This window comes from Wenyingzhuangia aestuarii, assembly GCF_011927765.1.
Lineage (GTDB): Bacteria > Bacteroidota > Bacteroidia > Flavobacteriales > Flavobacteriaceae > Wenyingzhuangia > Wenyingzhuangia aestuarii.
In genome coordinates, this window is the sequence record NZ_JAATJG010000013.1 from 107,163 (window position 1) to 125,213 (window position 18,051).

Here is an 18,051-nt window from a genome sequence, read left to right on the forward strand (position 1 = left end):
TTATTATTTAAATTTTAAGTACATAGATCTCTGATTATATTTTCCTTGATAATTCTATTTTTTAACTATTATATTTTTAGAATTTAGAGTAACAGCAATTCCTTTGTATTGCAATACAAACAGAGAAACATCTTAGCAACACTGCTATTAAAATAAATTTGTGTTTTTTAGTTTAAACAGTGCTGAAGTGTTTATTGGAAATGTAATTGTTGATAGGAATGTAAAATTGATTTTAAACCTTTAGCATTGAACATAGTTTTATTTTTTAATTATGCTCAAATTTTAAATTATTCCTAAAAAAACATGTTTTTTTTAGATTTAATCATGTTTCTAAGAGTACACAACTGTCAATTTCTATTGATTTAACCACTAAAAATAGAGATTTATCACTATTCTATTTTTTATTAAATGATTTTAAATTGTTTGTTATATAAACAGTCCCTAAAATAAAAACCCCTCAAGATTTATAAAATCTTGAGGGGTTTTTAAAACACTTAAGTCGTAAAATACTTATTCTTTTTTTTGCTTTCTTATGAGCTTTCTCATCTAGATCGCTCATTTTTTAAGCACCTACATCCAAAGCCATTAACTACATAATATTAGGTTGTATTGCTTTCATTCCTTGTTTTACACAATGCAATAGTTAACATGCCTTAAAACTTTGATTAACTTTACTATTACATTCATTATAATTATGTTATTATTCTAACGTTTCTAAATTTCTACTTGGTTTTATGGTTGGATCTGCATCTGCATCCACATATTTAGGGGGCTTATCGTAATGTTCTTTTTTAGGAGTTTGTCTTGTTTTTGGAACCCATTTTTTCAACTCTTTTACAATAGAACTATAGTCTTTGTTGTGAATTAAGTTAGTCCACTCCATTTGATCTTTATGTACATCATACAACTCTTCTGTACCTGAAAGGTTTTGAATGTAATGCCAGTCTTTTGTCATAACAGAAGTTCCACTGTTAGAAACAGTAATACCAGGATATTGCCATTTTGCTTTTGGATCTTTTAATAAGGTGGTAAAATCATGCCCTTCTATATTTGGCTTTTTAGGCAACTTACAAAGGTTTACCAAAGTTGGATAAATATCTAACAAACTTACCGGTTGTTCACAATACATCGTTTTTTTCATTCCTGGTAGTCTTACAAACAAAGGAGGTTTTACAGCCTCAGACCATAAAGTATTTTTTAAATATCGTAGTTTTTCTCCTAAATGCCATCCGTGATCTCCCCAAATAACAACAATAGTATTATCGGCATGCCCACTTTTTTCCAAAGCATCCATCACAATTCCTAAACATTTATCTACATAACTAATGTTTGCCAAATAAGCTCTAGCAGCTTCTTTTTCTAAACCGTGTTTTTTAATCCATTTATATTCACCACTGGGTTCAAATTCTGGTTTTCCATTTGTTTTTAAAATATCCTCTAAATCGTGTTCATTAACAATAGGAGCTTTGATTTTATCAATATCGTACATGTCAAAAAACTCTTTGGGTACATACCAAGGTAAATGTGGCTTTATAAAACCAACCCCCATAAAAAAGGGTTTGTCAAAATCTCTTTGTAGTTGATTTTTTGCCCAATCTGCCACCGCATAATCTACGGTTTCTTCAAAAGTATCAACTGTTGGCCCCCAGCTTAATTTAGATTTTTTGCTCTGAAAACTTGGATCTTTTTTTCCATTAATAATTCCGGCTTTAGAAGATGTTACATACTTTTTATCGGCAACATCATTATTATATCTTCTCCCTCTAGCAAATTCATCAAAAGCCCAATGTCCAAAATCTACACCTCCAGCGGCTGCATGTTTGTGAAAAATTTTACCATTAGACAAAGTGTGGTATCCGTTTTTAGAAAAATATTCGGGTAAGGTTGCATTTTTTTTAACTACATCTGTATAAATCATATTTTGGGCATTTCCATAAACTCCAGAAGTACTAGGTAAAAAACCAGATAGCATTGCTGAACGAGAAGGACCACAAATGGGTGCTGCTGTTACCGCATTTTTAAATACCATAGCTCCCTGCTGTGCAAATTTATCCATATTGGGAGTTATAGCTTGTTTGTTCCCGTCTAAAGGACTTACCCAGTCGTTGATATCATCTATAGCAATAAACAGAACGTTGGGTTGCTTTTTTGTCTGAGCAAAGATTTGTATACTTAAACAGCATACTAAAATTAATAGAATTCTCATTTTTCTTATTTTGTGTTATTTATATAAATTATTCGTTATTTCTTTTGGATGACAAAAACCACACAGACAAAATAAATGCGGTTACAATTCCTATGGAATAGGAAATTGTATAAGGTAATTGAAAACCTTCTGGAGCTACTAAAATATAGGTAACTACAACTGCTGTCATAAATGCTGATGGAATTAGAACAAACCAAGTTGATTTACTTTGTTGTTTTAAATAAACAGCAACCGTCCACAATACTATTGTTGCAATTACCTGATTAGACCACCCAAAATATCGCCATATAATGGCAAAATTTACCTGTGTTAAACCAATAGCTATTAAAAAGATAGGCAAGGTAACCATCAATCGTTTGCTTAATTTTTCTTGATTGATGTTAAAAGAATCTGCAATGGTTAATCTGGCACTTCTAAAAGCTGTATCCCCCGATGTAATTGGAGCAGCAACTACTCCAAAAATAGCAAGGATACCTCCTATTTTTCCCAACATGGTATTGCAAATAATATTTACGACCCATGCTGCATTGTGTCCTTCTTGAGCCATAGTTTCTCCTAATTCACGAACTCCTCCAAAGAAAGCCATTGCAACAGCTGCCCATATTAAAGCAACAATTCCCTCCGTAATCATGGCTCCAAAAAATATTTTTTTTCCGTGTGCTTCGTTAGAAATACAACGTGCCATTAAGGGAGATTGTGTGGCATGAAATCCTGAAATGGCTCCACAAGCTATTGTGATAAATAACATAGGAAAAATTGGAAATTTATCCGGAGAACTATGCATATTATACAACGTATCCATTGTTAATTCTGGAATGGTATAATCTTGATACAACAAAGTAATAAACAATCCTAAGGCCATTACTAATAAAGACATTCCAAATAGTGGATATATTTTTCCGATCAGTTTATCTATGGGAATCATCGTAGCTAGTAAATAGTACACAAAAATTAGAATCACAAGAATAGAACCACTTATACCTGTTAATTCTTGTAGTATGGTCGCAGGTCCTTTTACAAATACAACTCCTACTAGAATTAATAGAACCACTGCAAAAATTCTCATAAACTGCTTAACCCCATTTCCTAAATACTTTCCTGATATTTCTGGAATACTAGCACCACCATGTCTTATGGAAAGCATTCCTGAAAAATAATCGTGAACAGCTCCTCCAAAAATACATCCAAACACAATCCAAAGAAAAGCTACAGGTCCCCACAAAGCACCTGCTATGGCTCCAAAAATAGGTCCTAGTCCGGCAATGTTTAAAAACTGAATTAAAAATATTTTACTCAGTTTTAGAGGCACATAGTCTACTCCATCTTGCTTGGTAATGGCTGGAGTTTTTCTATTTACATCAACACCAAACTTTTTCTCTATGTACGTACCATAAATAAAATACCCTCCTATTAAAACAACTATGCTAATTAAAAATGTGATCATTTCTTTTTGTGTTTATCTCTTTTTTAAATAACTTAGTAACAACGTACTTCAAACATTTTTACATTTGGAGCCCCATGTGTTTCTTTTAAATTTAAACGTACAGTAGTTGTTTTAATCTCATCAAAATTAACCTTAACCAACCTTGTTTTGTTGTAAGTTACTTTTCCTATTTCTACCCAGTTTCCGTTTATTCTTGCTTCTACATTAAAGGTTTTGATTAATTCTGGTGGAATAGCAGTGACTTGCCCTTCGTTTTTAGCCGGGTTTTTATGCATCATCATTTTACGTTGCAAATTGGTATCAAACTTAAGTTCTACACTTGTTAGTTTTTGTGGTTTTATCCATTCCAACTGTAACGTTGCATTTAATCCTTCTGATTGCCAGTGATGAACTTTATCTACTTCATCTCTAGAAACACCATCTAACAACAATTTAGCATCTCCTGAAGAAGTTGATGAAGCAAAAATTACAGCTGCTTTTTTAGCTTTATCATTAGGATCGTTAGCAGGTCTGTTAGGAAAATAAGAATCATCTCTTAACAATTGCTCCTGCAACTCATTCATGCTTTTTTGATATAACTTTCTTGGAGTTACCTTTTTTTGAGCACACATAGCTGCAGCCGTTCCAACCGCTTGCCCCATCATAGAACAGGTACCAATAATTCTAGTAGATGATAACGCAATGTGTGTAACACTTACATTTCTACCAGCAAACAATAAATTGGATATGTTTTTTGAATACAAACATCTAAAGGGTACTTGATACACTTCTTTAAAGCGGGAGTGAAAATAACTAGCTGGCTCGTCTAAATTTTCTATTCCTCCAGGGCAGTGTTCATCTAAACTCCAACCTCCAAAAGCAACAGCATCGTCAAAGTGCTTTGTTTCAAGCAAATCTGTTTCTGTTAAAATATAATCTCCCATAAATCTACGAGACTCTCTTCTACCAGGAATAGAACCTACCCAATCCAAGGCAATATTTTCTGCTTCTGGAAAATCTCCAGAATTTTTTATATGATCCCAAACTCCATAAAAATGTGCCATTAATTTGTGACGGATTTCATCTCTTTCTCCTATAATATCAACATCACTACTCATTTCTACCCACCAAAAACCTTCTTTAACTTGCTTTACTCTTCTGTGCTTATCTTTAAAAGCTTTTTCGGCATTAAAAGGAATGGCATAATCTGGTGCATAAAAAGGAACAGGCCTTCCCATGTCTTTGGTAATCATCATAAAACAATCTCCCATGACCCAACCATCTGGTTGGTCTGGAGCATATTTTTCATTAAATTCAGCCTTACCTTCACGACCCATTCTAAACTCAGCTCCTGCCATAGCAGCCATCAATCCATCACCAGAACAGTCACAAAAAGAATGTGCTTTAATTGTAAAATCTGTTTCGGTTGTTAATTGTCTACAAACAACTGATTGTATCTCATTACCATCCATAAATACATCTGTAGCTGTTGTATTTAATAATAGCGTTAAGTTTTTTTCTTTGACCACATAATTGTACAAAACATGATCCCAAACAGGATAAGATTCTTGTGGATTGTGATGCCAATTTTCTATTAATAACTCTTCTACAATTCCTGTTTCTCGTTCTACTTTATGTTTGTTGTTTAAGGATTGAACTCCGTTTACAGTAACTCTCATTTCACTAGAAGCATTTCCTCCTAACACAGGTCTATCTTGAACTAAAACTACTTTAGCTCCGTTTCTTGCTGCAGATACAGCTGCAGAAATCCCAGACATTCCACCACCAATAACAGCTACATCAACTTCTAAAACTTTTTTTCTTATAGGATCCGTTTTTAGGCCTTTGCCTTTCTCATTTCCTAAAAATAAATCTTTGTTATTTCCTGTTGATGTTTGCGCATGAATATCTCCCATAAATGGAAATAAACTTGCTGCAACTGCTCCTTTAATACCTGTTTCAAAAAACTTTCTACGTTTCATAAAATTATTTTTTAGCTACCTTAATAGGTTTTATTTTTTATACTTATTGTTGTTTTATACTTCTAAAATTGAATTTGGAGGTAGAGGTACTTTATTTTCTTTTCTCCATTCTACCAATTCTTCTAATAACTCTTTAGTTAACTCTGTTTCTTGTTCTGATAAATTTATAGCCTCTTTAGGGTCTTTTTCTAAATTGTATAATTCAACTTTTCCATCTGCTAAAAACTGGATTAACTTATAATTGTTTTTTCTAATAATAGAACAAGTTCCTTGATGATAAATACTTGCCACGTGCCAAAACAAAGGTCTTTTCTTAAACTTTCTAGTATCTTTTTTAGCCAAGTCTAACATAGAATCACCATCTAAAATTCCTTTATGATTAATATTAGCTGCATCCATTAGTGTAGGAAAAACATCTAAACAAGACACTGCTGCATTGCTTCTTCTAGGTTTTACTTTTCCTGGCCAATTAATTAACATCGGTACTTTTAAACCTCCTTCGTAAATATGACCTTTAGCACCTCTTAACAAATTATTGGCACTTTGTCCTCCGTTGTATCCATTATCAGAAGTAACAATGATTAAAGTGTTTTCTCTTAAGTTATTTTTATCTAAAAAGTCTAGAATTCTTTTCATGTTATCATCTACAGATTCTACCATAGTGGCATAACCCGTATGTTCTATTTTTCTTTTAGCTCCTGCTTTTCCTTTTCCTAAAACTCCTTGACCTAAAACTGTATCTTGTTTTTGATAGTATTTATCATACAATTCTTTGCTTCTAGCTCTAATAGGTTTGTGAACAGCATAGTAATCTAGGTTAATTAAAAAAGGTTCCTCTTTATGAAGATCCATAAATTCGATAGCCTCATCGGTTAATCTATCTGTTAACCATTCATCTGTTGGCTTTTGCTCTATAAATGGATTTTGAAAAGGTGCAAAATACCCTCCACCTTTACTGTGATATCCTCCTGCTTCCAAAGCAGGATCTCCTCTATAAGTTCCTCCAACATTTTTAATAAACCCTCTACCTTCTGGGTAATATTGTTGAATTTCTGGAGTTTTGTGTTTTGTAGCCCAACTAAAATCTGCAGGATCTGGTTGTGATAATTTTTGTTGAATAGGCCAATCCATTGCTAATTCCTTTTCTGGATAAGGTCCTACAATATGCCATTTTCCAATATGAATAGACTTGTATCCTTCTTTTGCCAAAGGTTCTGCATATATAGGAAACTGTTTTCCTACCGTCCATCTAGAAAAAATATTCTCTTCTGCCGTACCTCTTTCTAAAACAGGAACGGTATATACTCCTGTTCTAAAAGATTGTTGTCCAGTAAAAATAGCAGTTCTAGAAGGAGAACATGTTGGATACATGTACGCATTATCTAACACCAAACTCTCTTTTGCCAAAGCATCCAAAGTAGGAGTTTCAAAATAATTGGAACCATTAAAACCAACATCTGCATATCCTAAATCATCTACCAAAACAAATACAATATTTGTCTTTTTGGGTGGCTTACTATTTAATGTAGCATTTGATTCCAATGTTCCTAATACCATTAAAAAAAGTAAACCTATCAATCCTTTACTTTTTAATTTTAAGTTTTTAAAACTCATGTGTCAATCTATTCTTTAGTTAATCTTATTTACTTCACAAATCTATATTTCAAAGTCTAAAAAGAAGTTCTTAGAGGTAAAATCAATGTCTTTCTAAGTGTTTTTCGTAACAATTTATCATGTTTTAACCTTATTGCTTAGATATTTTATACTATTTACTCTAAACAATTACATTTCATTAATTTAACACAAAAAAGGTTACCTCTATTTAGAGGCAACCTTTTTAAACAATTTAACCTAAAACAACTTTCATAAAAAGCTGTATCCGTTTACATTATAAAACTACTTTTACAGAGCTAGTAATTCCATTTTTAGAAATCACAACAATATATACTCCTGAAGACAAATTAGTGTTTTCTACAATTTGACCTGTAACTGCATACACTGCTTCTAAGTTAGCTCCTTTAACAGAAACAGAACCATTATTCACAACTACAGATGCTCCTTCTATTTTATTGTTTTTACTACTTAATGTAGGACTACTGCTTAGAACAATACTATGAATTTGAAAAGTAGTACCTGTTAATGTATTTTTAGCTTCTCTAGGTTGTATTACAAATTGAGCTGTAGTAGAATTCCATTCTGTTGCTGCAGACAAATCAAATTCTTTTGTTTGTTGAGTACCTAAGGAAGCTTCAATAGTTTCAAACAATTTTGTTGATCCAACATTTGTTCTAAGACTTGTAGCACTTGTATTGTTAGTAAACACAATTGTTAAATACCTATTTGAAGCTAAGGTACCATCGTAGGTTTGAGAATTCGTTAATACAGGTTGCCCATCATTTCCTGTAACATTATAGCTTAATTCAGCCGGATTTCCTGAGTTTGTTAAAGAACCTTCGGAAACAGTCCAAAAGTCGGTACTTAAGTTAACTGTTGTCTGTGCAGACATCTGTAGACTAAAGAAAGTACCAAATATAAATGCTAAAGTTTTAAGTAATTTTGTTCTCATAATTAAAAAGTTTAAATGAATTAATATTATTATACATCAAACTTAATTTTCAACACACAACAAAATGTTCTTGTCAGTTTTTTTGATGTATTTCTAAGCATGAAACTTAAAGACAGCCTGAGTTTTACTATTAAAATAACCTGTAATAACTAAAATCTTCAAACAAAACAGCTAGCTGTAAGCTTTTCGCTACTTTTGTTACTAAATAGATTAAAAAACAACCTATATGCTTACTTGGAAAGATATTATTCATTATTCAGTTAACGGAAATCCTACTCCAGATGTTAGAGTGGAAAAAACAGAAGCTGAATGGAAAGCGTTATTAACACCTGCACAATTTAGGATTACTAGAATGTCGGGTACAGAAATGCCCCATACAGGAGCTTACTGTAGTAGTCACGATGCTGGTTTGTACAGCTGTATTTGTTGCGGAAATGAGTTATTTGACTCTAGCATTAAATTTGAATCGGGAACGGGTTGGCCAAGTTTTACACAACCGGTAAAAGACAATGCCATTAAATATATTAAAGATAGTACACATGGCATGATACGTGTAGAAATACAATGTAACAATTGCGATAGCCATTTGGGTCATATTTTTCCTGATGGTCCAGAACCAAGTGGTTTGCGTTATTGTGTAAATTCAGAATCATTAGTAAAAAAATAAAATGAAAAACATAGAACAAGCAACATTAGGTGCCGGATGTTTTTGGTGTGTAGAAGCTTTTTTTAACGAAGTAAAAGGAGTTTTAAAAGCCGTATCTGGTTACAGCGGAGGTACTGTTCCTGGAACTCCAACTTATAGAGAAATCTGTTCAGGCTTAACAGGACATGCAGAAGTTATTCGTGTATCGTACGATGCTGATCTTATTTCTTTTGAAGAACTATTGTTATTATTTTTTACAGCCCACGATCCTACTACATTAAACAGACAAGGTGCTGATAGAGGTACTCAATATCGTTCTGTTATTTTTTATCACAACAATACGCAAAAAGAAATTGCAGAAGGAGTTATTAACGAATTTCAACAATACTTTGAAGATCCTATAGTCACAGAAGTGAGTCCTCTAATTAATTATTTTGATGCAGAAGACTATCATCAAGGCTATTACAAACAAAATCCAGAACAAGGTTATTGTGCCATGGTTGTAGGTCCTAAACTCCATAAACTAAGAGAATTGCATCAAGCAAAATTAAAAAAATAAGATTTTGGAAATAGAACATCAAAAAGACAAAAACAGATACATTTTAACTATTGATGATCAAATAGCTAAAGTGGAATATATGATAAAAAACAATCTTATGTACCTTACCCACTCCGAAGTTCCTAATAGCTTAAGAGGACAAGGTGTTGGAAAAAAGTTGGTGACTCAAACTTTTGAAAAACTAACCGAAGAAGGATACAAAGCTGTTGCGGTTTGTAGCTATGTAAAAGCCATAGCACAGCGTAGCGAAAAATGGAAAAACATTATTTCCTAACCATCTACCCTATGAAATTAAACATTCAAGACACCTTTACTTCTGAATTACCTGCAGATAGCAACACCGAAAATTTTACTAGACAGGTAGAAAACGCTTGTTTTTCTTTAGCAAGCCCCATACAGACAAAAGCCCCCCAATTACTACATGTAAATACAGAGGTTGCCCAAAAATTAGGTTTTACTCAGAATGATCTAGAAAGTAAAGACTTTTTAAATATTGTAACAGGAAACAACGTTTATCCTAACACCACTCCTTATGCTATGTGCTATGGAGGGCATCAATTTGGAAACTGGGCAGGACAATTGGGTGATGGTAGAGCGATTAATTTGTTTCAAGTAAAAACCGATGCATCTTATACCTTACAATTAAAAGGAGCAGGAAAAACTCCTTACTCTAGAACGGCTGATGGATTGGCTGTATTGCGTTCTTCTATTAGAGAATATTTATGTGCAGAAGCTATGTATCATTTAGGAGTTCCCACAACACGTTCTTTATCCTTATCCCTTTCTGGTGATGATGTGTTAAGAGATGTTTTGTACAACGGAAATCCTGCCTACGAACCTGGAGCAATTGTAGGAAGAGTGGCAGAAAGTTTTATTCGTTTTGGAAGTTTTCAAATTTTTGCTTCTAGAAATGACAAAACAACCCTAGCCGCTTTGATGAATTATACCATACGTCATCATTTTCCGCATTTGGAAGAAAACAATAAAGAAGATTATGCAAAGCTATTTCAAGAAATTGTAAATGCAACGGTAAAAATGATCGTACACTGGCAACGTGTTGGTTTTGTACATGGAGTTATGAATACCGATAACATGTCTATACTAGGTTTAACTATTGACTACGGTCCTTACGGATGGTTAGATAATTTTGATCCAGATTGGACTCCAAATATTACCGATAGCCAAAACAGAAGATACCGATACGGACAACAAGCCAATATTGGTTTATGGAATTTGTATCAGTTAGCTAATACCTTTTATACGCTTACCGAAGATGCTGCTCCGCTAGAAGAAGCGTTAAATAGTTACAAAACTCAGTTCGAAGCTCAAAACTTAGCAATGATGTGTGCTAAAATTGGAATTCAAACGCCAAACAAGCAAGACTATATTTTAATTCAATCCTTAGAAACCAATCTAAAATTGATAGAAACAGACATGACTATTTTCTATAGATTATTAGCTACAGCTACTAAAATTGAAGATTGTTTAGAAGCCTTTTACATTCCAGAACAATTAAAAGGAGAAACTTTAACAGAATGGCAAGTTTGGTTTGATCAATACACAACAAGATTAAGCTCTGAAACACTATCTAAAGAAGATAGAATTGCTAAAATGAATGCTGTCAATCCAAAATACGTGTTGCGTAATTACATGTCTCAGCTAGCCATTGAAGCTGCCGAAAATAAAGATTATTCGTTGATAGAAGAATTCTATCAATTGGTTCAGAATCCTTACGATGAGCAACCCGAATATCAAAAATGGTTTGCCAAAAGACCCGATTGGGCTAAAAAGAAAGTAGGCTGTTCTATGTTAAGTTGTAGTAGTTAAAAAACACTCATACCACAAAACAACTATTAAGGGGAACATATGTTGTAAATAAACATATGTTCCCCCTATAAAACCAATACTTTCTCTCAAAAAACTGTTCCTTTTAGTTTTCAAAAGCAAGTTCCCCTAATTTTGAAGTATTAACCAAAATAATATTTCAAATTATGAAAACAAATACTCCATTCTTAAAAAGAATTCTTACTACAGTATTAGTAGTTGCAAGTTTTTCTTTTGCATCTGCACAAGATGATAAGGTAGCCTTTACAAACAGAACTAATAGTGTAGTTAACAAAAAACCTTTAAGTTTTGAAATTGAATACACGGCTAAAAAAACTAGAGACATTACTTTAGAACTAAAAAATCCTAAAACAAACAAATGGGTTGCAGGAAAAACTATTAAAGTAAAAAAAGGTTCTGGTAAAATTACCATGAAGTTAAATACAAAAGATCAGTTTGTAGACGGAAGTCATTATCAAATAGGTGTTTCTATTAGACCGGCAGGAACTACTTGGAAAGAAAATATTAATATAGATGTTATTAAACCTTTTACTATTGGAAAAACAGATGTTGCCTCAGAATTAATTGACAAAGTTTCTTTTGTAAACACCCCTACAAGCATTGACAGTGGAAAATCTGCAATGTTTGAAGTACAATATTCTGCTACAGAAGACAGAGAAATTAATTTAGAAATTAAAGACCCTAAAACAAACAAATGGATTGCGGGATCTCTTAAAAAAGTAGAAAAAGGTACAGGTGTTGTTAAAATGAAAGTTTGGAGTAAAGATGGTATTCCACAAGGAGAAGGAAAACAAATTATTGTATCTATTAGACCTGTTGGATCTACTTGGAAAGAAATAATTAACAAACAAGTTGTAAAGCAAGTAAGCATTAAATAATCTCTTATTATTTAATGATTTAAACTGCCATTTATTTATTATAAATGGCAGTTTTTTTTATCGCTATTTTATACATTTGGTATATGACAAAAATAGGATTGGGTCTGGCTGCTTTAGGGAGACCAGAATATATAAATATTAGAGACGAAAAAAACATAGACAAAAGTGAAAGTAGTTTTAAAAACAATGCTTTTGAAATGTTAAACGCTGCTTATCAATTAGGTATTCGTTATTTTGATACCGCACCGTCTTACGGAAAAGGAGAGTCTTTTTTAAAAGAATGGCAAAAAACTACTCAACATTCTGATAGTATTTTAGCTACGAAATGGGGATACACTTACGTTGCCAATTGGCAATTGGGTTATAAAGGTGCTCACGAAGTAAAAGAACACAGCCTAGAAAAACTTGTAGAACAATGGGAAGTTTCTAAAGAAATGCTTCCAGACTTAAAAGTATATCAAATACATTCTGCTACGCTAGAAAGTGGAGTTCTAGAAAATAATAAGGTCTTAAAAAAACTTAGTGAAATTAAGAACGAAACTGGCTTACAAATAGGCTTAACAACAAGCGGACCTAATCAAAGTAGAGTTCTACAAGAAGCTTCAAGCATTAAAATCAACAATCATTATTTGTTTGATGTTTTTCAGGTTACCTACAATGTCTTAGAACAAAGTACTTTTAAAACCTTATCTGATTTAATCAAACTAGGTAAAAAAATAGTAATTAAAGAGGGAATTGCAAACGGTAGAATTTTTAAAAACACTCCTCCCCTTTTAACAGATTTAGCTACAAAACACAATGTAGGTGTAGATGCTATCGCCTTACGATTTATTATAGATACTTTACAACCTTATATAGTACTTAGCGGTGCTTTTACCCAAAATCAATTACAAGAAAATTTAAAAGCTTTAAGCTTTGAATTGAGTAGTGATGACCTAAAAGACTTAACCAACTTAAATGTAAATACAGACAATTACTGGAACGAACGTAAACAACTGTCTTGGAATTAAGTTTTTACCATTTAATTAAAACCTACATAGAAGCCCCATTTGCAATGCAAATGGGGCTTTTTAAATAAACACACATTACTACTAAAAAATCCCTGGAATTCCTGGTAGTTGTCCTGCTACAGCAAGAGAAACCACACAAACAATAAACATTACACCAGGTATTACTAGTTTTTCTTTCCAAGTTAGTCCCTTGGCTCTTTCTCTATCTCCTATTAACCCCATATTATCTAACAACATGGTTAAAGCCCATCCAAAAACAGGGTTTACAAAAGCACAGGCAAAAATACAAGTACCGGCACTTACAGAATCTTTTTCTTTTTTAACCATTTGCATTCCCGCCTCTAACAAAGGCAAAAACACTCCTACAATTAAAGCGACTCTTAATACAGGTTGCCACATGGCCAAATCCATAGGATATCCAAAAATGGAAGCCAACACACAAAAAATAGCGGTTAATAAAGCTCCTCCCGGAATGGGTCTTTTGGCAATGGCAGCTGGAATCATATAGGTTCCCCAAGAAGAAGCAATATTTCCTCCTCCTAAAAAGGATCCTACAACTTGTCTTACAGAAGCTACCGACATAGTATCATCTACATCCATTAATGTTTTTTCTGACCCTTTAGGATAATTCATTTCTTGAAAAACTCTGTGTCCTAAAAAATCTGGAGACCACATAGCCACAGCTAAAATAGTGAAGGGAATTACCGCAATATAGTTTTCTAAACTAGGCCATCCCATTTGCCATCCTGTAGTTTCTCCCCACCACCACATAGGATTCATGTGAGGCAATCCTGGTTTTGTGGTAAACTCAAAATTCGCTCCCATAAAATAAGCAACCAAACCTGCTAAAAGAGAACACAGAGGAATAGCCATCCATCTTTTCCCTACTCTAGCTAAGTAGGCATAAATTAAAATAATCATTCCTATAATTACAAAAGAAATGGTACTCTGATCATTTTTAGCTCCCCAAGCTTCCAATTTATCTATCTGACTAATTAATCCCATAGCCCCTAAATAGATTAGCAAACCTCCTCTTACTCCAATACCTGTAAGATTCATTAATTTAGAACCACCTTTGGTAATACTTAATAGAATTCCAAACACACCAATTAAAATTCCTAACGCTAAAGGATGACCTCCTGCAGCTGCAATAATGGGAATTAAAGGAATCATGGGACCATGAGTTCCTGATAAATTTGCATTTGGATTTAAAATAGCTGAAAATAAAATCACAAATAAACCTCCTGCAATTAACAATTCATATCTAACATTTTCTGCAACAAATTCAGGCGTTAAACCATACTGAGCAGCAAATGCAGCTACTACAGCAGTAACCATTACTACTTTTCCAATTGTTGCGGCTAATCCTGGAGCAATGTCTTCTATTTCGATAGAATAATCTCTAAAAGGTAAATTGATTCGCCATTTTCTAAAATTTAAAATAGACAATTCATGTTCTAAATACTCCTTTCTTGTTTTAAACTCTTTTGATTGTTTTCTTCTATCTTTATAAGATTCTTTACTCATTCTGTATATTTTTATAAAAAACATAAATATAACAACATATCCTTACAAAATACACAATAACAAAAAAAGTCCCTATGAAAACTCATAGGGACTTTTTAAAAGGTATTAAAAGAAAGTTACAGCTACACTAAAGAACTTAAACTTGCTTTAATAGTTTCTATTTTAGACAAAGCATCTGCTTCTTTTTTGCGTTCACTTGCAATTACTTGCTCTGGTGCATTGTTTACAAAACGCTCGTTAGATAGTTTCTTTTGAACTGATTTTAAGAAACCTTCTGTATACTTTAATTCCTCTGTTAACTTAGCAACTTCTGCTTCTACATCAATAGCCCCTGCCATAGGCACAAAGTATTCGTTAGACTGTACACGGAAACTTAAAGCTCCATCTACAGAAGCATCTACATAAGACAATTCTGCAATGTTACACATTTTGGTAATCACAGCATCAAAGTCTTTAGCGGTGTTGTTATTGTTTAAAACAGCTAAATCAATAGTTTCTTTAAAAGAGATGTTTTTATCTTTTCTAATGGTTCTAATTCCTGAAATTACCTCAGAAGCTACTTCAAATCCTTTGATAATTTCATCGTTATAAGCAACTGCTTTTGGATATTCTGCAATTACTAAAGCTTCTTCTGCTGTTCTATCGGTAATTAACTGCCAAATTTCCTCTGTTAAGTGAGGCATAAAAGGATGTAATATTTTTAAGTTATCTTCTAAAATAGCAATTACTTCTTTATAAGTTACAGCATCCATAGGTGTACCATAGGTAGGTTTGATCATTTCTAAGAACCAAGCACAGAAATCTTCCCATACTAACTTATAAATACTCATTAAAGAATCACTCAATCTATAGACCTCAAAATTAGCATCTACTTCTGCCAATGTTTTTTGGAATTTAGCTTTGTACCAATTGATGGCAATGTTAGAAGCTTCTGGTTGAGCTTCAGTTTCAGAAACTTCCCAACCTTTAATCAACTTAAATGCATTCCAAATTTTGTTGGTAAAGTTACGTCCTTGTGCACATAAATCTTCATCAAACATTAAGTCGTTTCCAGCAGCTGCAGATAATAACAATCCTACACGAACACCATCGGCACCATATTGTTGCATTAACTCAATAGGATCAGGAGAGTTTCCTAAAGATTTAGACATTTTACGTCTTTGCTTGTCTCTTACAATTCCTGTAAAATATACGTTGCTAAACGGTTTTTCTTGTTTAAACTCATATCCTGCAAATACCATTCTAGCGACCCAGAAGAAAATAATATCTGGACCTGTAACTAAATCGTTTGTTGGATAGTAATAGTTAATTTCTTCGTTTTCTGGATTGTTAATTCCATCAAAAACCGAAATAGGCCATAACCAAGAAGAGAACCAAGTATCTAAAGCATCTTCATCTTGTTTTAAATCGGCAACTGTTAAAGCACTGTTTCCTGTTTTTTCAATAGCCAATGGCAAAGCTTCTTCTATAGACGTTGCTACCACAAACTCCTCTACTCCTTCTCCGTAGAAAAAAGCTGGAATTTGGTGTCCCCACCATAATTGACGAGAAATATTCCAATCGCGAATGTTTTCTAACCAATGACGATAGGTATTGTTGTAACGCTTAGGATACAATTTAATTTCTTCATCTTTTAAAACCGCATCTAAAGCTGGTTTTACCATATCTTCCATGCGTAAAAACCACTGAGCAGAAATTTTAGGCTCTATAACAGCCTTGGTTCTTTCAGACGTTCCTACTTTGTGCATGTGTTGTTCTACTTTTACCAAAGCCCCAATTTCTTCAAGCTCTTTGGTAATTTCTTTACGAACTACAAATCTGTCTTTTCCTTTGTAATGTAACCCATTGTCATTTAAAGTAGCATCATCATTTAAAATGTCTATTACTTCTAAATTGTGTTTCTCTCCTATCAATTTATCATTTTGATCGTGCGCAGGAGTGATTTTTAAACAACCCGTTCCAAACTCAATATCTACATATTCATCTTCTATAATAGGAATCACTCTATTGGCAATAGGAACAATTACGTTCTTACCTTTTAAATGTGCATATCTTTCATCATCAGGGTTGATACAAATAGCCGTATCACCTAATAAAGTTTCTGGACGAGTAGTTGCAATAGTAACCACCTCTTCAGAACCTTCAATTTTATAATTGATGTGATAGAAGTTTCCTTGTTTTTCTTCAAAAATTACTTCTTCATCAGACAAGGTTGTTTTTGCTTCAGGATCCCAGTTTACCATGCGGTACCCTCTGTAAATGTCTCCTTTTTTATATAAGTCTACAAAAACCTTAGTTACGGCTTCACTTAAATCAGCATCCATGGTAAACTTTGTACGTTCCCAATCGCAAGAAGCACCTAGTTTTTTTAATTGATCTAAAATAATTCCACCATGCTTATCTGTCCACTCCCAAGCGTGCTTTAAGAATTCATCACGAGTTAAATCCTCTTTATTGATTCCTTCGGCTTTTAACTTGGCAACTACTTTAGCTTCGGTAGCAATAGAAGCATGATCGGTACCAGGTACCCAACAAGCATTGTAACCTCTTAAACGTGCACGTCTTATTAATACATCTTGAATTGTATTGTTTAACATGTGTCCCATGTGTAAAACTCCCGTTACGTTTGGCGGGGGAATTACAATAGTGTAAGGCTCTTTTTCGTTTGGTACGGAATGAAAATAATTGTTTTTCGTCCAGTAATCGTACCATTTCTCTTCTACAGCTGTAGCATTATATGTATTAGGAATACTCATGTGTTGATTTTATTATATAATCAGGTGGCCAAAAATACAAATATCCTAAGGACTAAAAAAAATTACGGTATAGTTATTGAATGTTGAATAGAAAAATTTATTTTTATCAAAAATTTAATCAACATGAGAAAATTAGCACTTATCATTTGCATGGCTTTAGTTCCTGTTTTAACTTTTGCACAACACGCAAACGCAGCAAAAGACAATACATTAAAGCCTGTACTAAAATTTGAAACGGAAGTTATTGATTACGGAAAAATAAAACACAATGCTTACGGTGTTCGTTATTTTAAGTTTAAAAACGAAGGTAGCGCTCCATTAGTAATTACAAGCGTAAAAGGAAGCTGTGGATGTACCGTACCAACAAAACCAGAAGAGCCTATTATGCCTGGTAAAACTGGAGAAATTAAAGTGAAATATGCAACAGACCGTATAGGTAGATTTACCAAAACAGTAACCATTGTTTCTAATGCTACAGAACAACCTAAAGTAGTTAGAATTAAAGGAGAAGTTTTAAAAGACTAAATCTCATCATAAAGATAAAAAAGCCACTTAAATTACAGTGCCCCCAAAAAGTTAGACACAATTTGGGGGCATTTTATGTATAGAAAGGTAAAGTTTAGTATTGAGTTTAAAAAAGAATGTATGACTTT

Annotated in this window: 14 protein-coding genes; 7 read left to right on the forward strand and 7 right to left on the reverse strand. The window is 33.2% G+C overall.

What is annotated here, in order from left to right:
• Positions 1–700: 700 nt before the first annotated feature.
• The 5 genes from GGR97_RS12340 to GGR97_RS12360 form a co-directional block, all read right to left on the reverse strand.
• On the reverse strand, positions 701–2,206 hold the full coding sequence (locus tag GGR97_RS12340; protein WP_167898825.1) for a sulfatase: 1,506 nt from the start codon (positions 2,204–2,206) through the stop codon (positions 701–703).
• Positions 2,207–2,234: 28 nt separating this feature from the next.
• Positions 2,235–3,650: a carbon starvation CstA family protein gene (locus GGR97_RS12345; RefSeq protein WP_167898826.1), complete on the reverse strand. Its 1,416-nt coding sequence runs from the start codon at positions 3,648–3,650 to the stop codon at positions 2,235–2,237.
• 32 nt (positions 3,651–3,682) lie between these two features.
• Positions 3,683–5,611: an FAD-dependent oxidoreductase gene (locus tag GGR97_RS12350; RefSeq protein WP_167898827.1), complete on the reverse strand. Its 1,929-nt coding sequence runs from the start codon at positions 5,609–5,611 to the stop codon at positions 3,683–3,685.
• Between the two features lie 54 nt (positions 5,612–5,665).
• Positions 5,666–7,225, reverse strand: a complete 1,560-nt coding sequence (locus GGR97_RS12355) for a sulfatase (RefSeq protein WP_245229501.1) — start codon at positions 7,223–7,225, stop codon at positions 5,666–5,668.
• A gap of 274 nt (positions 7,226–7,499) precedes the next feature.
• The gene (locus tag GGR97_RS12360; RefSeq protein ID WP_167898828.1) at positions 7,500–8,177 is read right to left on the reverse strand and encodes a hypothetical protein; all 678 of its coding nucleotides are present in this window, start codon (positions 8,175–8,177) and stop codon (positions 7,500–7,502) included.
• Positions 8,178–8,403: 226 nt separating this feature from the next.
• Here GGR97_RS12360 and msrB point away from each other — a divergent pair, with 226 nt between their 5' ends.
• The 6 genes from msrB to GGR97_RS12390 all read left to right on the forward strand — a co-directional run bounded on the left by msrB (position 8,404) and on the right by GGR97_RS12390 (position 13,115).
• Complete coding sequence (gene msrB, locus GGR97_RS12365; RefSeq protein WP_167898829.1) at positions 8,404–8,844, forward strand: peptide-methionine (R)-S-oxide reductase MsrB; 441 nt, start codon at positions 8,404–8,406, stop codon at positions 8,842–8,844.
• A 1-nt stretch (position 8,845) separates the two neighbouring features.
• The gene (gene msrA / locus GGR97_RS12370) at positions 8,846–9,382 is read left to right on the forward strand and encodes a peptide-methionine (S)-S-oxide reductase MsrA (protein WP_167898830.1); all 537 of its coding nucleotides are present in this window, start codon (positions 8,846–8,848) and stop codon (positions 9,380–9,382) included.
• A 4-nt stretch (positions 9,383–9,386) separates the two neighbouring features.
• Positions 9,387–9,656: a GNAT family N-acetyltransferase gene (locus GGR97_RS12375; protein ID WP_167898831.1), complete on the forward strand. Its 270-nt coding sequence runs from the start codon at positions 9,387–9,389 to the stop codon at positions 9,654–9,656.
• An 11-nt stretch (positions 9,657–9,667) separates the two neighbouring features.
• Positions 9,668–11,209 (forward strand): protein adenylyltransferase SelO, encoded by a 1,542-nt coding sequence (locus GGR97_RS12380; RefSeq protein WP_167898832.1) that lies wholly within the window; start codon positions 9,668–9,670, stop codon positions 11,207–11,209.
• A 164-nt stretch (positions 11,210–11,373) separates the two neighbouring features.
• Positions 11,374–12,105 (forward strand): hypothetical protein, encoded by a 732-nt coding sequence (locus tag GGR97_RS12385; RefSeq protein ID WP_167898833.1) that lies wholly within the window; start codon positions 11,374–11,376, stop codon positions 12,103–12,105.
• Positions 12,106–12,188: 83 nt separating this feature from the next.
• Positions 12,189–13,115, forward strand: coding sequence for an aldo/keto reductase (locus GGR97_RS12390; protein ID WP_167898834.1), 927 nt, complete (start codon positions 12,189–12,191; stop codon positions 13,113–13,115).
• 81 nt (positions 13,116–13,196) lie between these two features.
• Here GGR97_RS12390 and GGR97_RS12395 read toward each other — a convergent pair whose 3' ends face one another.
• Together GGR97_RS12395 and GGR97_RS12400 are read right to left on the reverse strand one after the other, a co-directional pair.
• Positions 13,197–14,642 (reverse strand): DUF3360 family protein, encoded by a 1,446-nt coding sequence (locus GGR97_RS12395; RefSeq protein WP_209272381.1) that lies wholly within the window; start codon positions 14,640–14,642, stop codon positions 13,197–13,199.
• 122 nt (positions 14,643–14,764) lie between these two features.
• Positions 14,765–17,398: a valine--tRNA ligase gene (locus tag GGR97_RS12400; RefSeq protein ID WP_167898835.1), complete on the reverse strand. Its 2,634-nt coding sequence runs from the start codon at positions 17,396–17,398 to the stop codon at positions 14,765–14,767.
• Between the two features lie 123 nt (positions 17,399–17,521).
• Here GGR97_RS12400 and GGR97_RS12405 point away from each other — a divergent pair, with 123 nt between their 5' ends.
• Entirely contained in the window at positions 17,522–17,923 is a 402-nt protein-coding gene (locus GGR97_RS12405) for a DUF1573 domain-containing protein (RefSeq protein ID WP_167898836.1), read from the forward strand.
• The last annotated feature ends 128 nt before the right edge of the window (positions 17,924–18,051 follow it).

Bases quoted from the DNA above. Each gene is read 5' to 3' on its own strand.
- GGR97_RS12340 (WP_167898825.1), bottom strand. From the start codon at position 2,206: ATGAGAATTCTATTAATTTTAGTATGCTGTTTAAGTATACAAATCTTT.
- GGR97_RS12345 (WP_167898826.1), bottom strand. From the start codon at position 3,650: ATGATCACATTTTTAATTAGCATAGTTGTTTTAATAGGAGGGTATTTT.
- GGR97_RS12350 (WP_167898827.1), bottom strand. From the start codon at position 5,611: ATGAAACGTAGAAAGTTTTTTGAAACAGGTATTAAAGGAGCAGTTGCA.
- GGR97_RS12355 (WP_245229501.1), bottom strand. From the start codon at position 7,225: ATGAGTTTTAAAAACTTAAAATTAAAAAGTAAAGGATTGATAGGTTTA.
- GGR97_RS12360 (WP_167898828.1), bottom strand. From the start codon at position 8,177: ATGAGAACAAAATTACTTAAAACTTTAGCATTTATATTTGGTACTTTC.
- msrB (WP_167898829.1), top strand. From the start codon at position 8,404: ATGCTTACTTGGAAAGATATTATTCATTATTCAGTTAACGGAAATCCT.
- msrA (WP_167898830.1), top strand. From the start codon at position 8,846: ATGAAAAACATAGAACAAGCAACATTAGGTGCCGGATGTTTTTGGTGT.
- GGR97_RS12380 (WP_167898832.1), top strand. From the start codon at position 9,668: ATGAAATTAAACATTCAAGACACCTTTACTTCTGAATTACCTGCAGAT.
- GGR97_RS12385 (WP_167898833.1), top strand. From the start codon at position 11,374: ATGAAAACAAATACTCCATTCTTAAAAAGAATTCTTACTACAGTATTA.
- GGR97_RS12390 (WP_167898834.1), top strand. From the start codon at position 12,189: ATGACAAAAATAGGATTGGGTCTGGCTGCTTTAGGGAGACCAGAATAT.
- GGR97_RS12395 (WP_209272381.1), bottom strand. From the start codon at position 14,642: ATGAGTAAAGAATCTTATAAAGATAGAAGAAAACAATCAAAAGAGTTT.
- GGR97_RS12400 (WP_167898835.1), bottom strand. From the start codon at position 17,398: ATGAGTATTCCTAATACATATAATGCTACAGCTGTAGAAGAGAAATGG.
- GGR97_RS12405 (WP_167898836.1), top strand. From the start codon at position 17,522: ATGAGAAAATTAGCACTTATCATTTGCATGGCTTTAGTTCCTGTTTTA.